Consider the following 16,980-nt stretch of genomic DNA (forward strand, 5'->3'; position numbering starts at 1 on the left):
ATGAAGCGTAATTGGATCATCATGGGAGTGTTAGTTGTGCTCGCCGGTTTGGCCGTTTTTCAGACGATCTCAATACGCCAGGAAAGGGCCGCCAGGCCAGCAGGTGTGGGTCCACAGCCAGGGCTTGCGGCTCCATTGCTTGAGCTGCCTGCTTTGGACGGTCAAACCTACAAAGTAGGGGGAGAGCGCGAAAAGCCTCTGCTTTTGAACTTCTGGGCATCGTGGTGCGTCCCCTGCCGGGAGGAAGCGCCGGATTTAAAGAGGCTGTACGATCAATACAGCGATCGCTTCGACATTTATGCGGTTAATGTAACGTCGCAGGATGAATTGGCGGATGCGAGGAAGATGGTTAAGGAGTTTGATTTCAAGTTTCCAGTGCTCCTGGACTATCAGGGACGAAGCCAGGATTTGTATCAGTACAGAGCGATTCCGACCAGCTTTCTAATTGACAAAAAAGGGAACGTCACAGAGATCATAAATGTTGTGGAGCCAAAGCATTTGGAGGAGAGAATTCTTGAGCTTAGCAAGTAACCAAGTACTACGAGAAGCAGGGGATCGATAAAGTCGGTCTCTTTTTTTTGTTAACTTACTAGTGGAACGTCAATTCGCTATTATCTTGTATCCGATCTAAATTCATCAAGTCACGGAACTACGATACGCTATTCCCTATTTAATAAGCTGAAAATGCCGTATTTTAAGTAAATAAGTGATCCTAGTTCCGTTTCACTTGAAAAATAACGTTTACACATTGAAATAGCGCATCTCTCTTCCCCTAAGCGAGTGATCTGCCGCTTAATGGGGATCACGCACAAATGTACGAGTTTGTTCTTATACGCAGAACAGAAAAAAGAGGCTGTCCCAAAAGGGTATCAATGAATGAATCAGTTCCAAATTATGAACAAATGCGCCTCCAAAACCACCATGTAAGCGGAAATGGAAGCGTCTTTTTTGTAGGGAAATTCCCCTCAGAGTGAGGGTTTGAAAATCCATAAATGAGTTCGGCCGCTTTTTGGATGTTGCTTAAGGGATGGGGCGAGAAGCGATGTTCAAAGGCTGCTTTCAATCTAGAGGAGACCAGGATTTGTCGGGGCCGCTGCGGAAGGAAAAGAAATAGATGGAAATTGTAACGCTAATCCAGCGTGGATATCGCCTGAAATCCATCTAACTGGAAAAAAAAAACTAACTCTAATAGAGGTGATATGGTGGATATCAGCCAAAATACGTAGAATTAGCATGAGAAATTCCAGCTATAAGGCTTGGAACGCTATTTTCGGAGTAACTAACTTGATATTTTCCTGATAATTGCACAGAGTGCGCAAGACTGCCATGCAATGCCGTAACCGAACCATGAGCCATGTACCACGAACCCGATATCAGCGATTAGCACGCGCTGGAAAGCGATCTCATCTTATTCATCACTAAGAATACCCAAGAATATGCAAAAAAGCCTTCAACTATTAAAGTGGAATTGAGGGCTCTTTTGCTACCATCTATTCAGGATAAAATGGTGGAGGGGTTGTCTCAAAATGACTTTTGGGACAGCCCCTTTTTTACGTATATTATGGCTTAAGAACTATAGATCGTCCCAGTTTAAGCTGGAGGATTTACTGTAGTTCGTTACTTTTTGTTCGAAAAAGTCGGTTTTCATACTATTCATGTTGCTGAAGCTTTCAACCCATTTCATTGGATGATCTTCAATCTCTGGGTACAGGATGTCAAGACCAAGCTTGCGCATACGCTCATTGGACAAGTATTTAATGTATTGCTCGATAATCTCATTGCTAAGACCATTGATCTGATTGTCGGTAATATATTGGCCCCACTCTATTTCATGCTCAACAGCCGTTTTCATCATATTACGCAGATCTTCAACAAGCTCTTCGGTGAACAGCTCCGGATTTTCTTTGCGAATTTCGCGGAAAATATTTTGGAATAAAGCTAGATGGGTCAGCTCATCCCGCTGAATATATTTTATCTCCGATACCGTTCCAAGCATTTTGCCTTGGCGTCCAAGTGCATAGAAGAAGCTGAAGCCGCTGTAGAAGTAGATGCCTTCCAATATGTAATTGGCCATAATCGCTTTTAATAAATTTTGCGTTGTCGGCTCTTCGATAAAGCTTTCATACAAGTCGGTTATAAACCGGTTGCGGCGCAGCAAGTGCTTGTCTTCTCGCCATTGATTGTATATTTCATCACGAACTTCGGCAGAGCATACACTGTCCAAAATATAAGAATAGCTTTGGCTGTGAACGGCTTCCTGGAAGGTTTGTACGGTTAAGCAAAGATTAACCTCTGGAGCTGTAATATATTCGTTAATATTCGGCAGATTGGAGGTCTGCAGAGAATCGAGAAAAATCAGAAAGCTGATAATCTTATCATAGCTTTGACGTTCATGCGGCGAAAGAAACTTATAATCCTTAGCATCTTGAGCCAAAGGGATTTCCTCAGGAATCCAGAAGTTGTTCATCATCGTCCGGTACATCTTTGTGGCCCAGTCATATTTGACGTTGTTCAGCTCGATTAGGTTTGTTGTGTTTCCGCCAATCATGCGGCGTTTTCCCCAGTCACGGTCACCGTGTTCGTTGAAAAGCTTTTTCTTGTTTAAGTCCATGGGACTACCCCCTAAATCCCCCTGCAAGGGGGACCCCATGGGGCGCTGCCCCCTGGACCCCCGTTGTTTGGGAGTTACTTTTTGTTGTTCGGATCGCGTCTGTAGGAGGAATGACTTGGGCTTGCGCCCTGTCTTCCTCCTACACGCTTAACGTTTGGTGCATTGGTTTATGAGCTTATTGGGTGGAAGGGCCCGCTTACGTACTTACCGACAATTTGCACAAGGCAAATTGTCGGTAAGTACACGCTCTACTTCTAATAGATGCAACCATTTAAAGATCAAACATTAAACCTTAAACATGAGCAGTTCGCTTCGCTGCTGCTTTGGCGGCGTAATATAACGCCGCCGGAAGGACTTCAACTACCAAGTCTAGACCCTCTAGACCATACCTCTTCTGGATCAAGCTCAGACAAAAATTAGTATGCCATTAAGCGGAGCAGCTTACACAATCTTCTATCTCAAGGCTTTTATTACGAACGTAGTAAACGGTTTTCAAGCCGTTTTCCCAAGCGGCCATATACAGCTCAAGGAATTCCTTGGCGGACAGCTCTGGCGTGATGTATAAGTTGAATGATTGAGCCTGATCGATATGGCGCTGGCGAGCACCGGCAGCCTTAATGCTCCAAAGCTGATCAATACGATGAGCTTCCTTGTAGTACCACATGGTATCGGCATTAAGATTCGGAGCCGTTTGCGGAATCACGGCATTTTTCTTCTCTTCTACGAAAAACTTGTTGAAGATTGGATCGATACCGGCAGTCGAACCAGCGATCAATGAAGTGGATGCAGTAGGGGCGATAGCGAACAACCAGCCGTTACGCACACCGTGCTTGGCAACCTGCTCCTTGAGCTCGAGCCATTCCGGGCTATCATAGCCGCGGGCTTCGAAATAAGCGCCTGTTTGCCATTCACTGCCTTCGAACACTCGGAAGGCGCCTTTTTCTTTGGCGATTTCCATGGAGGCCTTGATCGCGTAATAGTTCATCCATTCATACACTTCATCCGCTTTGGCAATGTGATCGTCGGTTTCCCACAAAATTTTAAGCTGTGCAAGCATTTGATGATAACCGCTGGAACCGAGTCCGACTGCACGGTATTTTTTATTAGTAATTTCGGCTTGCGGGATTGGATAATAATTGAGATCGATAACGTTATCCATCATCCGGATTTGTGTGGTAACAACCCGTTCAATATCTTCTTTGGTATAAACACGCCCAAGATTCGTTGAGGACAGGTTGCAGACAACAAAGTCACCGCTCTTCACTTGATTCGTTATAATGCCGTCTTCATGGTTGGATTCAACAAGCTCGGTTGCGCTCATATTCTGGCAAATTTCTGTGCACAGGTTGGAGCAATAAATCATTCCGGCATGTTTGTTCGGGTTTGCACGGTTCACGGTATCGCGGAAGAATAGGAACGGTGTGCCCGTTTCGAACGAGCTTGTCATGATCCGCTTCATAATATCGATAGCCGGAATTTCATCCTTGGAAATCTTATCGTCATTCACGCAATCCCAGTAACGGCTTTCCCATTCTTCACCCCAGCTGTCCTCAATGGAATAGCCTTTGACCTTACGGACCTCATGCGGATCGAATAAGTACCAGGTGCCTCTTTCTTGAGCCGTCTTCATGAACAGATCGGGTATGCACACGCCGGGGAAGATGTCATGCGCCTTCATGCGATCGTCACCGTTGTTTGTTTTGAGATTCAAGAAATCAAGAATATCCTTGTGCCATACATCCAGATAAACGGCTACTGCACCGGAGCGGACTCCCAATTGGTCAACCGCAATAGCGGTATTGTTGTAGTTTTTGATCCAAGGCACAACGCCACCGGCTACGCCTTTGTAACCACGAATGTTGGAGCCGCGGCTGCGTACTTTCCCAACGTAAATTCCCATGCCGCCTCCATGCTTGGATACCTGCGCGAAGCTTTGGTCTACATTGTAAATGCCCCATAGATTATCAGGTACAGTATCGATGAAGCAGCTGGACAATTGATGCAGCGGTTTGCGGGCATTGGCAAGAGTAGGTGTTGCTACTGTCATCTCCAGCTTGCTGAGGACATCATAGAATTGCTTGGCCCATTTCAGCTTATCCGCTTCTTTCATAGCCAGATGCATAGCAACGCCCATAAATAGCTCTTGCGGAAGCTCCAGCACTTCTTTATCAACGCCGCGGATCAAATAGCGATCCGATAAGGTTTTGAGTCCGATATAATTCAACAGGTAATCGCGCTCGGGCTTGATATAGGCTCCAAGCTCCTGTATTTCTTCACGAGAGTAATGCTCCAGAATGTACTTGCCGTATAATCCCATATCGGTTAAATACGTAACGAGGGAATACAAGTCCCCATAACCGAAGTGGCCGTATTTACGGTTTGTACGGGCTTCTTTATATAAATCGTAGGCGAGCAGCTTAGCGGCAACGTATTGCCAAGTAGGTTGTTCCACGCTGGTTTTTTCAACAGCAACCTGGATTAATAGACGTTGAATTTCTTTTGTGGTAATGCCATTGCGGAACAACGGAAGCAGAGCGGTTTCCAGCTCAAGCGGATCGCACTCAGGATAAGCTTCACTAGCAAAGTCAATTACCTTTTTCATTTTCGAAAATACGAGTTCTTCCTTAGTACCGTCTCTTTTAACAATAATCATCCTACTACCTACTCCTTTTCGAGCAAAGATGGGATAAACAAAATCTAGTTCCGCATAAAATGAAAAAGCATGCCGCCCCTGTCCTTGCAGGCACATGCCAATAACCATTGATGGTTTGCAGCAATGCGGAGTTTGATACCTGTTTTCTCGGGTTGAACTAAACATTAATGCGAACACAAGGACATTGCTGACTTGTCGTATGTAACACACAATATGCAGATAGCGTCTATTAGTAAATAGGGAGTTTCTGACTTAGAAGTAAAGTGCGATTTGTTACATAATATCCTCAATATTGGTTGTGAGGCCGCACGGGGCTTGTGTTGATCACCCTATTAAACTACTAATGACAAAATTTGACGTGAGGAATGTGTGATTCCACAATATCTAGTTGCCGATAAAGCCGTAAGAAGAATTTACCTCAATATATGGTGCCTGTCAATCTATTAATTTTCGACAGAAAAGAGTTATGGAAGCGATTTCAAAACGTCAAAAATGAAGCATTCACGAAGTAATACAGGGTTTTTGAATAAAAACGAGAGATGACTATAAAAGTGACAAAATGACGTAGAAACAAAAAATAGGTGATTAGACCTACTGCCTTTAACTTGTCATTTGAAGACAAATCTACAGCTGCCAACAGGTGAGAAACAAAAGAAGGAATACATGCTGACAGGAGCGAATTAATTGTTTTCGTACGCTATTAATTTCCATTTATTCCAATAAAAAGTTTGGTTTGTTGTTGTACCCAGATAACCGGAAAAGGAGTGAGCATCTATGTTTCGCCGTCCGCTGCCGATATTTGTCCAGCTGTTGGCCGGTATGTTCGTTATAGCCGTGTTGGTGATAGCTCTTACTAACATATTTAACTACCGTCTCGCCTCTCAAATGGTACTGAACCGGTCTGCAGGGTATACCCAGGAATCGGTGGAACAGCTTTCAGCCAAAATCGATGTATTGCTTCGACAGTACGATCAATTTTCACAAATGATGGCGTTTGATGAAAGAGTGCAAAAAACATTAACCGGGACATCCGGCATTCCTGATGCTACAGATACAATCGGGCTTAACAGGTACATGGCGGAGAAAGTGCGTTATATTGCAAATGATATGCTGATTCATTTGTTTGGGCTTAACGGAGTTGCCTACGCTTCGAATGAGTCACTGCAATTGTTTTGGCGCAACTATGATGAACTGGGGTCTGTTACCTGGTTTGGCAAAGTTGACCGAATGGATGGCCGTATGCTCTGGGTTTACGGACCCGCTTGGCGGGACGGGGAAATTCCGGCGATCATCGGGGCTAGAAAATTGAAGGATCAGCGTGATTTGAAAGTGATAGGCGATCAATTCGTCGTTTTTCCGGTTGAAAAAATTAACAGGATTATCGGAGAAACGGGGCAGCGTATCGAACGGAAAGTTCAAGTGATGGATTCCTCGGGCAATATCGTTTATTCAACCGAGCACCGCGAGATTGGGACAGCGGCCGATCAAGGATTGTTTGCGAAGTTTGGGGGCAATGCGCAGCCGTTCTTCGAATGGACAACACGGGAAGAACGTGAGCGAATGTATGTGACTTATGCCACATCCTCTTACAGCGGCTGGACGACTATAGCTTACTTCAAGCGGGAGGCTGTATACGGTGACGCTGCACAAATCTGGATCAATGCCCTGCTGACGATTGCGGTTGGCATTGTGATAGCGCTTATACTAGTAGCTTATTTTACGTGGAGCTTGACGAAGCCTATCCGACATTTGGCAGGCGGAATGAACCGCATAGGCCTTGAACGTATTCTCCCTATAAAAAAGCGGTTTGCCAGCCGTGAAATTTCATTTCTGTATGATAACTATAACCGGATGGTGAATCAGCTCGAAGAGGTTATAGAACGTTTATCCGAACAGCAAATAAGTGAGCAGCGTGCGCAGCTTGTAGCTTTGAAGGCGCAATTCCGTCCACATTTCTTGTACAACTCACTGAATCTGATTTATTGGACGATCGAAGATAAGCGCTACGATGCAGCGCAGGAAATGACTCTTGCGCTAAGCGATCTGCTTCGTTACAGCGTTCACCCGTCCTCGGAGCTGGTGACGCTTCGGGAGGACCTGGCCCAACTGGAACGCTATCTGTTGCTCCAGCGTTCGCGGTATGGGGAGAAATTCAGCGTGGATATGGAGATCGAGCCAGGCTTAGAGGATCAGCAGGTGATCCGCCTGGTGCTGCAGCCGCTTGTTGAGAATGCGTTCCACCATGGGCTGGAGAGGAAGGCAGGGGGGCATTGGTACATCCGAGTCCATTTATACAGCAGTAACAACATGCTGTATTGCTCTGTAGAGGATAATGGTGAGGGTATGGATGAGCCTGCATGGAGAGCTCTGGAAGCACGGATTCATGCGGAGCATCTGCTGGAAGAAAAGGGCGGAGGCATCGGTCTTACAAATTTGCATAAGCAAATCCGGGCTTTCTTCGGTCTGCCCTATGGTTTGACTCTGTCGCAGAGCCCGGTTGGAGGCTTGCGTGTCGTATTGACACTACCGCTCCATGCGAGCGGGCATGATTCGGTCAGAAATGAAGGTAAAGGAGGGGATGGCGCTGCGTAGCTTCCATAGCTTTGTTCCTGTCATGCTCTTGCTGACGCTTCTTATGGCTTTAACCGGATGTACGCCGCAGCTTGCGCTTCCTAACGTGAAGTCAGCGGCACCTGCAACAACGCTCCGTGTCTGGCTATGGCCGGGCAGTGGACTTGAAACATCCATTAAAGCCTACGTATTGAGCCATCATAATATCGATGTCGAAGTAACTATCGCTCAATTCGATGATATGGTGCCAAGCTTGAAAACCTCATTCGCAACCAGAAGCGATGCTCCTGACATTGTTTTGTTGGACGTTTCACAATTGAACCAGTTAAAACGGTTCCCGATGTATTTTTACAACATGTATGACTTTGGGGACGAGAGGATTCATTATCTGGAATGGAAGTGGCGTCAAGCGGAAAGCAAGGATGGTACATTTCTATACGGAATGCCTGCCGACATTGGCCCTGTTGCTTTGGCGTATCGTCACGATTTGTTTCAAGCGGCAGGCTTGCCTTATGAGCGGTCAGAGGTAAGCAGTGCGTTTGGCAGCTGGGATGATTTTGAGAGGGCCGGGCTGCTGTTGAAAGAGAAAACCGGGGTGTTTTTATTCGATAATTTATCAAATGTTTATTCCACCTATATGAACCAGTTTGAGGATTCGCCATTTTCTGCACAGGTTTCGGGTCATATAGCGATGAATACACGTATGAAAGAAGCTTGGGACCGGGCCGTACGCTTTCATAAGCTTGGCTTGAATGCAGGATTGCCCTCCCAAACTCCGGCATGGGCAGAGGGAGCTGTATCCGGGCAATTTGCCGCTGTATTGGCTCCGTCTTGGGTGCATGGAGCGATGAAGAAGAATGCGCCGGCAACAAGCGGCAAATGGGATCTGGCCCGTGCTCCAGGCCAGTCCTCCAATTGGCAGGGCAGCTTCCTGTCAGTCCCCAAGTCGAGCCGTTATCCGAAAGAGGCATATGAGCTTGCATTATGGTTGACAGCGCCTCAACAGCAGTTGAGCAATTTTATGGCAAACGGTAATTTTCCGTCAACCCCCGAATCGTATGCGTCGGCAAGCTTTCTTGATGTCCGCGATCCTTTTTTCCATAATGCTCCAGTGGGACAATTGTATTCATATTCAGCGCTTCGTTATAAGGCCGAGTATGAAGAAATGGACTTCAGCCGTATTGACCGAATAGTGAGAGACGGACTGCGCAGGGTAGAAGGGGAAGGTATGGATCCTGTTCGTGCCTGGACTTCAGTCCTCCAACAAATTCATGAGCAAGCAAAAGGAGAGTGAATCATGTTTTGTACACTTGTCGTGGATGATGAGCCGAATGTGCGGATGTCGGTTTGCAGAGTGCTTTCGATGATGGAGGGCGTCAGTACGGTATTCGAAGCTGAGGATGGCTTTGAAGCGATCAAGCTGCTGGAGCAGCATGAGATTCAATTAGTTATAACCGACATTCGTATGCCGGGTGTGGATGGGCTTCAGCTTGCAGCCCGTATTCGTGCGCAGTACCCGGAAACCGACGTGTATGTGCTGACTGGACATGCGGAGTTTGAATATGCGCTGCTGGCTGTACAGCATCAAGTGACGGAATATTTGCTGAAGCCGCTTTCCAAGAAAAAGCTCGAGGAGATCCACGCCGCAGCTTACATGAAATACCGGCAGCGCCGGGAGGATCGGCAAGTAAAAGTAATTCGCAATCAAGCTCTGCTGGAGAAGCGTATCCATGATTTGCTGCACGATGTACCGCTTCCAACCTTTGATGAGAATTTAATTCCTTCTTACGATAAAATAGTGCTCGTTTCCTTTTCCACGAAGGAACTGCAATCGCTTGGCGAAGCCAGCGTACGGTATTTTATCCGCAGCTGCGCGTATGAGGCTTTTAGCAGGCTGGGATCGGCTGTAGTTTGTCTTGAGGACCGGCTCATTACGGTTGTCTTATTTACGGATAATTTTGATAAGGAAGCTTGGGATCGACAGGTGAAGGAGACGGCCGTCTGGATTAGTGAAAAGCTGCGTCTTCCAGTTAAAAGCGGCTACGGCGGTTATGCAACGGAAATCAAAGATCTCAGCCTGATGTATATCCGCAGCATGATCAGCTTAGGCTTTACGGAATTGTCCAGACGAACGGAAACCGGAGAAACCATTGCCCCGATTGTTCGGGCGCTGCTTGCCTACGTCCACAATGAATATGCCGGCGGGGCCCAGCTTGCTGATTTTTCTCAAACTTACCAAGTGAATGCCAATTATTTAAGCAATCTATTTCATCAGGAGACAGGATTGACTTATTCCCAATACTTAACGCAATATCGCCTAACCCAAGCTAAGCGGCTGCTGCGGGAAACACATCTTAAAATGTACGAGATATGCGAGCTGTCAGGTTATAAGGATCCGGCATATTTCAGCCGCATGTTTAAAACGGTGGAAGGCATGTCGCCCAACGACTATCGGACAGCCTCGGTAAGTTCCTAACAATACTGCAAGAAATCTAAGAATGGTCACCTATACTCGTAAACAGACCGCATCCTATAATAAATGTAAGGGCTTTCTTAGAGGGCCGACTATTGAAAGGAGCGCTATCGATGAAAAGTCTGCAGAATGGAAAGTCATTTTTTCTGGTGTTATTATCGCTTGTTTTGCTTCTAAGCGCATGTGGAATGGGTGGAGGGGATGCTGCCAAGTCGGCTGATGGGACTGCAAAAAGTAATGATGGCAAAAAGGTTCAATTACAAATGTGGTTTTGGCAAGGGGCTTCGTTTGAAAAAATTATTCCTGAATTCAACAAAACACACCCGAACATCGAGATTATTCCGCAAATTTATAAATGGGAAGATTCCCACAGCAAGCTGCTGACTGCGTTGTCGGCTGGGTCGGGTGCTCCGGATATCGCCATGATCGATATTTCGCAGATTGATCAGTTTTTGAAATATCCCGATAAGTTTTATGATTTGAACGAATTCGGAGCCAAAGGTCTTGCTAAAGATTACTTGGAATGGAAATGGAAGCAATCCATGGTTGGAGATAAGCAATTAGGTTTACCTACGGATATCGGACCGATGGTCTTGTACTACCGTCAGGATCTATTCCAGCAAGCAGGACTTCCTTTTGAACCGAATGATGTGGCAGCTAAAATTAAAAACTGGGATGATTTCCTTGCAGCCGGCAAGGTGCTTAAGGAGAAGACGGGCACTAATATTTTATCGAATCCGTATGAACTGTACGGTGCAATCCGCGACCAGGGCAACGAGCTTTACTTTGACAAAGACGACAAGCTGATTATTGATACAAACGCTCAAGTAAAAAAGGCTTTGGAATATTATAAAAAAGCGCATCAAATGGGTATTGCCGGCTCTTTTGACCAAAAAAATGCGCTGCAGGAATATTCTGCTGCACTGAATTCCGGCAAAATCGGGACTTATATATCGGCGGCCTGGGGACGTGGCCATGTGGAAACTCGGGCTCCTGATACAAAAGGAAAATGGCGCGCCGCTAAAATACCGGAAGGCACAGGAAACATGGGAGGCTCTTTCTTAACCGTTCCGAAGCAAGGGAAATATGCGAAAGAAGCTTACACGGCAATCAGCTGGTTAATTTCACCCCAACAGCAGCTGGAAGTGTTCAAGCTGTCAGGCAACTTCCCTTCTGCTCCGTCCGTTTACGGCGACAAGGCGATTACAGAGCAGGGATATGAGTTCTGGGGTAACCAGAAGCTTGGCGTTCTGTTCTCGGAAGTTGCCAAGGAGGTTAAGGTACAACGGAAAGGACCGGATTATCAAACGGTTGAGACGATATTAAGCGATGGGATGCAGGCTGTTACAGTCGATAAGAGCAAGGACCCTGATAAAGAATTTGCAGCGCTTATCGAGAAAGCCAAAGCTAAGCTGAAAAATAAGTAACTGAGCGGCAAATGAATGCTGCTTAAGGGCAGGGTGAGGTGCAGGAACACCTGCAACGCTCACTCTGCTTTCTTTTTTATAATATCAGACTTTATACATTTTCAGCAGAGCTGAACAAGTCTGATATTGCAAGAAAAGCTACAACTTAGTCACGAATGTATCTTCCTCGAAAGGGCTTCGATCAGAAGCTTTTCTTACACTAAGGAGGTGTGAATGATGAAGGCTTTAAAACAATACGCGGCTCCTTATCTGATGATATCGCCTTTTTATTTGTTGTTTATTGTATTTGGCCTGTTTCCGATTTTGTTTTCGTTATATTTGGCTTTTCATGCCTGGGACGGCCTGGGGCAGATGGAGTTTGTAGGGCTGCGCAACTTCCGCAATCTGCTGACGGATGACCCGGATTTTTGGAACTCGGTAGGGAACACATTCATCATCTGGTTTCTGTCAACGCTGCCTCAATTGTTTTTGGCGCTTGTAGTTGCGTTCTTGTTAAACGCTTCGTTCATGAGGTTTAAAAATACGTTCCGGGCCATCTTTTTTCTGCCGAATATTACATCGATTGTCGCGGTTTCGATCATTTTCGGTTCATTTTTCGGAGCACAGTTCGGGTTGCTTAACGGGTTATTTTCCGCAATTGGACTGCCCACAATCGATTGGATCAACGATACGTTCTGGGTCAAGGTGGCCATATCGCTCATGGTGATTTGGCGATGGACAGGCTACAACGCCATTATTTATTTAGCGGGGCTGCAAAGTATATCGGGCGATCTGTACGAGGCTGCAACGATTGATGGAGCGAGCAGGCCGCAGCAATTTTTTTATATCACGTTGCCGCTGCTGCGCCCGATTATTTTGTTTACCGTTATTTTGTCAACGATTGGCGGCATGCAGCTGTTCACGGAGCCGGCCATACTGGTAGGTCTTTCGGGCGGTGCAACGAAGGGCGGACTTACACTCGTGCTTTACTTATATAATCAGGCGTTCGGAAATCATTTGTTCGGCTATGCTTCGGCGATAGCGTGGATGTTATTCCTGATTATTGCCGTATTTTCATTCTTGAATTGGAAGTTCGTTTCCAGAGGGGAGGGGATCTGATGGCTTCTACAGCATCCAAAGCGTCAGCTGCCTTGAGAACTCCTTCTATAACTTCGAGGTTTTCCTTTCGGCTGGGAACCTTTTTCGTATACACGGGCATGTGCGCAGGCTCGCTGATTTCATTATTTCCGTTCTACTGGCTGCTTGTAATGTCTACGGCCACAACGTCAGATATGTTCCGATTTCCGCCACGCGTGATGCCGAGTGACCAGTTGCTCATCAATATCGGTAAAGTGTTGAATAAAGTCGACTTCTTTCAATCCTTTTTCAATACATTGACTGTGGCGGGGCTGCATACGTTAATCGTACTCTTCTTTTGTTCGATGGCGGGCTTTGCGTTTGCGAAATTCCCTTTTCCGGCCAAAGGCCCGCTCTTTATGTTTTTGCTGCTCACGATGATGGTACCGCAGCAGTTGGGACTGATCCCGCAGTTTATCATCATGCAGAAGCTGGGTTGGATTAATGAGCTGAAGGCATTGATAATACCGGGAGCGGCAAGCGCGTTCGGCATATTTTGGATGAGGCAGTATTCTCAATCCGTCATCCATGACGAATTGATCAATGCCGGACGTATTGACGGCTGCAACACGTTCGACCTGTACTGGCGCATTGCGCTGCCGATTTTACGGCCTGCTCTGGCGACGCTGGGCATCATTACCTTTCTGGGCTCCTGGAACGATTACTTGTGGCCGCTGGTTGTAATTTCGGTACAAAATAAATTCACCATTCAAATGCTGATCGCCTCGATGAACGGGGTGTACAGCACTGACTATTCGATGGTTATGGCTGCTACACTAATGGCGACGGTTCCTCTGGTTATTGTATTCACTCTGTTCAGCAGGCAGTTTATTTCCGGTCTGATGCAGGGCTCAGTCAAGGATTGATTAACAGGATTCCAAAAATGAGCACTTCTTATCACATTGCGTGATGGAAGGAGCTCTTTTTTTAATTTTATAAAAGCAGCACTCTTCGAAACTCTCATATTTCCAGCGCCTTTTTTACATATATGTGAATAACTTGGATTGGTACTTCCTAATGTGCTACATTTAGGGCAAGAAGAAATGGTTAGCGGAAAAGGGGAGAGCACAATGACCGAGAAGGAATCACTCGTCAGGTTCGGCATATCGATGCCGCAATCACTGATTGAGCAGTTCGATGCCTTAATTGTTGATCAAGGATATGACAATCGCTCCGAGGCGGTCAGGGATTTGGTGCGCAGAGCGCTGCTTGCACCGTCCCATATCGTATCCGAGCAATTAGCGGCAGGAACTATTGTAATGGTATACGATCATCATGTAAGCGATCTGCCTATTGTTCTGACGGAGCTGCAGCATGACTATCATTCTGAGATTAACTCCACTATGCATATCCATCTGAATCCTCATCAATGCTTGGAGGTTATTGTAGTAAGAGGCGTTGTTAGAAGACTGCGCGAGCTTCAACAGCGCATTCAGGTGCTCAAAGGGGTTAGCTATGCCGAGCTGTCAGTAACGCACGTGGATGGACAGGAGCAGGCTGCTGTTCATGATCATGCACATCATCATACACACACTCACAGTCACAATCATGACAAGTAGACCGGATCGAAAACGGAGGAGAACCGTATGAAAATTTATTTTACTTTGGCGGAAGCGAACGCATTGCTGCCTTTGGTGAAGCTGGAGCTGGAGAAACTGCAAGGCATCAAGAAGCAATACCGTGATAAATATGAAGAGCTTCACCAGCTGAAGGATTATCATCAAAAACAAGGGGGCTTGCCGGAAGGCAGTGATCCTTATTTTACATTGGAGTGTGAAATGGATTTTCTGCAGCTGGAAGGAAATACATTGCTTAGCAGCTTTGAGCTCAAAGGAGTTCAATTAAAGGATATCGATTCAGGACTGATAGATTTTCCGGCCTTGTTAAACGGTCAGGAGGTACTGCTTTGTTGGCGTCAAGGCGAGGAAAGTGTCGCTCATTATCACGGGCTTCATGATGGGTTCGCAGGAAGAAGGAAGCTAACTGAAGAATAGCCTGGAGACGATGGAGGAGGTTTATAGACATAATGGCTAGCGCAATAGCAATCATAGCATCGAAACAACAACGAAAGCTTTCATGGAACAGCTTATGCGTCTTTCTGCTGGTTGTACTTGTATTCTCGTTGTGTTTAGGGGGAATAGCACCGCAGCAAGCTTATGCCCATACGAGCCTGACGAATGCGGTCCCGGCTGCCAATGCCGAGCTGCAGCAAGCCCCCCCAAGCGTCATTCTAACCTTTAATGAAAGGCTCGAGGACGGGGTTTATTACATCAAGGTTTTTGACTCCAAGCAAAAGCCAGTTACTGCTAGCAAAGCCAAGCTCAACGCAAACCGAATGGTGTTGGAATTGGAGCTGCCCAAGCTGGAAACAGGCAATTACATAGTAACTTATCATGTGATTTCTGCGGACGGTCATCCCGTTGAAGGAACCTATATATTTGCTGTAGGACAGAGCTTAAGTCAACAGCCAGGCATGGTTCCTTCCAATATGGAGCATATGCATTCTCAAGGGCTATCCAAGGAAATGGGGATTTTGGACATCGTTAATTATTTGTCCCGTATTCTCTATTATGTGACAATGCTGCTGTTTACTGGCTGGGTGCTATGGCTGCGTTTTGGTCTAAGAAATATCGGGAATGTTCGTCCTGTGCTCGAAGGCTGGGCTGTACAGCTGCAGCGCGGTTACCTGATTGCTTTTCTGTTGTTCATGTTTACACATATTTACGCAATGGTCGGAGACGGTGGCCCTGAAGCAATGGCAGCACTGTTTACATCAACGGGGATCGGGTACATATGGCTGAGCAGCCTTGTACTGTCATTGCTTGGTTTTATCGTACTTTATCGGAATACATGGATGGATATGCTGTGGGTTGTTCTTTTATGGCTGTTTAAAAGCTTGAATGGCCATGCCGCTGCTTTTGCACCTCAATCACAAACAATAATGCTTGATGTGGTCCACATGGCAGCAGCGGCTATATGGATGGGTGGTTTACTAATGCTGCTTGTGCTTTGGCGCCGTAGCAAAGAGGATGCGAAAGTATTTTTTCTGCGGTTTTCATCGGCTGCTCTGGCTTCAATGGCTCTATTGATCGTATCCGGTGTTTTTATAGTTCTGATTTTCCTGCCGGATATCGCCTATTTGGTAGAAACCCAGTGGGGTAAAATGCTTTTGGTCAAAAGCGCCCTCGTGCTGCTTGTCATGTTAACCGGGCTGACTCTGCGTATCCTGTACCGTAAGCGCACCATCGAGAAGGTTTCGTACCTGCTTCGGATTGATGCGGTTTTAGCGCTTCTGATCGCTTGTATTGTCGGTATATTTACTTATCTGACACCGCTCCCGGCGAACGCGCCGCTATATTGGCATGTGATGGGTGAGAAAATTCACATGACCACAGAAATTACACCGAATGTACCAGGAATCAATGACATTACAGTTAAGGTGTGGCTTCCGGAGAAGCTGGGTAAGCCGAAGCAGGTATTGCTCAAGCTGCGAAACGAGGGTACACCGGAAATTGCGCCCATAGAGGTTCCGCTTAGCTTCACTACGGAAGAAGAGAAAGCTTATGAAGAATCTTATAACATGAAAAAGCACATGTACAAAGCGCGCGGTGCCTACCTGCCGTATCCTGGCTATTGGGATATCGAGGTTCGTGTTATGGACAGCAATGATGACGAGACCGTCTATCAGAAGCAAATAAGGCTGTACTAACACTTAAGCTATGGCCGTTCTATAAACGGCACTAAAGGCTCACCGCTTTACTTACATGAGAGTTTAAGAGCTTAAACGTATTATGTCTGGGGGCTATTTATACGGTTAGCGAGCGGTGAAGCTGCCAGGGGCTCTCGAGGATTTGAACGGAACTTAAAGTTCCTTTATTCAATCTCTCGCCTTCAATTTAAAGTGATAGCGGAAGTCGGAATTCCGCTATTTGGGGCGAATGATCAGTATTATGTACAAAACAGAGAGATAACGGAATGGGCTGTTCCGTTATCTCTCTGTTTTTGTGCTTTCCAAGGTGGGTAAAGGAACAAGTCCTTCCGCTATGGGCTTCCACTTACGTGGATGCAGCACAGCTAGTTGTCAGGACAACGGATTTCCTCCCCATGCATCAACGTATGGATTCAGATT

Annotated in this window: 12 protein-coding genes; 10 read left to right on the forward strand and 2 right to left on the reverse strand. The window is 46.3% G+C overall.

Annotated features, from left to right (window positions below):
• Positions 1-531 carry a TlpA family protein disulfide reductase gene (locus ACFQ0C_RS16880; RefSeq protein WP_258218168.1) on the forward strand — a complete coding sequence of 177 codons (531 nt, stop codon included), beginning with the start codon at positions 1-3 and terminating at the stop codon, positions 529-531.
• 1,042 nt (positions 532-1,573) lie between these two features.
• Here ACFQ0C_RS16880 and ACFQ0C_RS16885 read toward each other — a convergent pair.
• Together ACFQ0C_RS16885 and ACFQ0C_RS16890 are read right to left on the reverse strand one after the other, a co-directional pair.
• Positions 1,574-2,611 carry a ribonucleotide-diphosphate reductase subunit beta gene (locus tag ACFQ0C_RS16885; RefSeq protein WP_379368243.1) on the reverse strand — a complete coding sequence of 346 codons (1,038 nt, stop codon included), beginning with the start codon at positions 2,609-2,611 and terminating at the stop codon, positions 1,574-1,576.
• A gap of 427 nt (positions 2,612-3,038) precedes the next feature.
• Positions 3,039-5,264: a ribonucleoside-diphosphate reductase subunit alpha gene (locus ACFQ0C_RS16890; protein WP_258218170.1), complete on the reverse strand. Its 2,226-nt coding sequence runs from the start codon at positions 5,262-5,264 to the stop codon at positions 3,039-3,041.
• A 774-nt stretch (positions 5,265-6,038) separates the two neighbouring features.
• On the opposite strand from ACFQ0C_RS16890, the gene ACFQ0C_RS16895 reads away from it, so the two are divergent.
• From ACFQ0C_RS16895 to ACFQ0C_RS16935, 9 genes are all read left to right on the forward strand, one after another.
• Positions 6,039-7,856, forward strand: coding sequence for a cache domain-containing sensor histidine kinase (locus tag ACFQ0C_RS16895; protein ID WP_379368244.1), 1,818 nt, complete (start codon positions 6,039-6,041; stop codon positions 7,854-7,856).
• A complete protein-coding gene (locus ACFQ0C_RS16900; protein ID WP_379368245.1) occupies positions 7,843-9,129 on the forward strand; it encodes an ABC transporter substrate-binding protein in 1,287 nt (428 codons plus the stop codon). Before ACFQ0C_RS16895 ends, ACFQ0C_RS16900 begins: the two co-directional genes overlap by 14 nt.
• Before the next feature lie 3 nt (positions 9,130-9,132).
• Positions 9,133-10,311, forward strand: a complete 1,179-nt coding sequence (locus ACFQ0C_RS16905; protein ID WP_379368246.1) for a response regulator — start codon at positions 9,133-9,135, stop codon at positions 10,309-10,311.
• A 110-nt stretch (positions 10,312-10,421) separates the two neighbouring features.
• A complete protein-coding gene (locus ACFQ0C_RS16910) occupies positions 10,422-11,735 on the forward strand; it encodes an ABC transporter substrate-binding protein (protein ID WP_379368247.1) in 1,314 nt (437 codons plus the stop codon).
• A gap of 213 nt (positions 11,736-11,948) precedes the next feature.
• A complete protein-coding gene (locus ACFQ0C_RS16915) occupies positions 11,949-12,833 on the forward strand; it encodes a carbohydrate ABC transporter permease (RefSeq protein ID WP_258218175.1) in 885 nt (294 codons plus the stop codon).
• A gap of 98 nt (positions 12,834-12,931) precedes the next feature.
• Positions 12,932-13,717, forward strand: coding sequence for a carbohydrate ABC transporter permease (locus tag ACFQ0C_RS16920; RefSeq protein ID WP_379368269.1), 786 nt, complete (start codon positions 12,932-12,934; stop codon positions 13,715-13,717).
• 204 nt (positions 13,718-13,921) lie between these two features.
• Positions 13,922-14,410, forward strand: a complete 489-nt coding sequence (gene nikR / locus ACFQ0C_RS16925) for a nickel-responsive transcriptional regulator NikR (RefSeq protein WP_379368248.1) — start codon at positions 13,922-13,924, stop codon at positions 14,408-14,410.
• A gap of 27 nt (positions 14,411-14,437) precedes the next feature.
• Positions 14,438-14,845 carry a DUF2203 domain-containing protein gene (locus ACFQ0C_RS16930; protein WP_258218177.1) on the forward strand — a complete coding sequence of 136 codons (408 nt, stop codon included), beginning with the start codon at positions 14,438-14,440 and terminating at the stop codon, positions 14,843-14,845.
• Between the two features lie 32 nt (positions 14,846-14,877).
• On the forward strand, positions 14,878-16,560 hold the full coding sequence (locus ACFQ0C_RS16935; RefSeq protein WP_379368249.1) for a copper resistance CopC/CopD family protein: 1,683 nt from the start codon (positions 14,878-14,880) through the stop codon (positions 16,558-16,560).
• Positions 16,561-16,980 lie beyond the last annotated feature (420 nt).

Source organism: Paenibacillus sp. GCM10027630, from assembly GCF_042676305.1.
Classification (GTDB): domain Bacteria; phylum Bacillota; class Bacilli; order Paenibacillales; family NBRC-103111; genus Paenibacillus_S.

Bases quoted from the DNA above. Each gene is read 5' to 3' on its own strand.
- ACFQ0C_RS16880 (WP_258218168.1), top strand. From the start codon at position 1: ATGAAGCGTAATTGGATCATCATGGGAGTGTTAGTTGTGCTCGCCGGT.
- ACFQ0C_RS16885 (WP_379368243.1), bottom strand. From the start codon at position 2,611: ATGGACTTAAACAAGAAAAAGCTTTTCAACGAACACGGTGACCGTGAC.
- ACFQ0C_RS16890 (WP_258218170.1), bottom strand. From the start codon at position 5,264: ATGATTATTGTTAAAAGAGACGGTACTAAGGAAGAACTCGTATTTTCG.
- ACFQ0C_RS16895 (WP_379368244.1), top strand. From the start codon at position 6,039: ATGTTTCGCCGTCCGCTGCCGATATTTGTCCAGCTGTTGGCCGGTATG.
- ACFQ0C_RS16900 (WP_379368245.1), top strand. From the start codon at position 7,843: ATGGCGCTGCGTAGCTTCCATAGCTTTGTTCCTGTCATGCTCTTGCTG.
- ACFQ0C_RS16905 (WP_379368246.1), top strand. From the start codon at position 9,133: ATGTTTTGTACACTTGTCGTGGATGATGAGCCGAATGTGCGGATGTCG.
- ACFQ0C_RS16910 (WP_379368247.1), top strand. From the start codon at position 10,422: ATGAAAAGTCTGCAGAATGGAAAGTCATTTTTTCTGGTGTTATTATCG.
- ACFQ0C_RS16915 (WP_258218175.1), top strand. From the start codon at position 11,949: ATGATGAAGGCTTTAAAACAATACGCGGCTCCTTATCTGATGATATCG.
- ACFQ0C_RS16920 (WP_379368269.1), top strand. From the start codon at position 12,932: ATGTGCGCAGGCTCGCTGATTTCATTATTTCCGTTCTACTGGCTGCTT.
- nikR (WP_379368248.1), top strand. From the start codon at position 13,922: ATGACCGAGAAGGAATCACTCGTCAGGTTCGGCATATCGATGCCGCAA.
- ACFQ0C_RS16930 (WP_258218177.1), top strand. From the start codon at position 14,438: ATGAAAATTTATTTTACTTTGGCGGAAGCGAACGCATTGCTGCCTTTG.
- ACFQ0C_RS16935 (WP_379368249.1), top strand. From the start codon at position 14,878: ATGGCTAGCGCAATAGCAATCATAGCATCGAAACAACAACGAAAGCTT.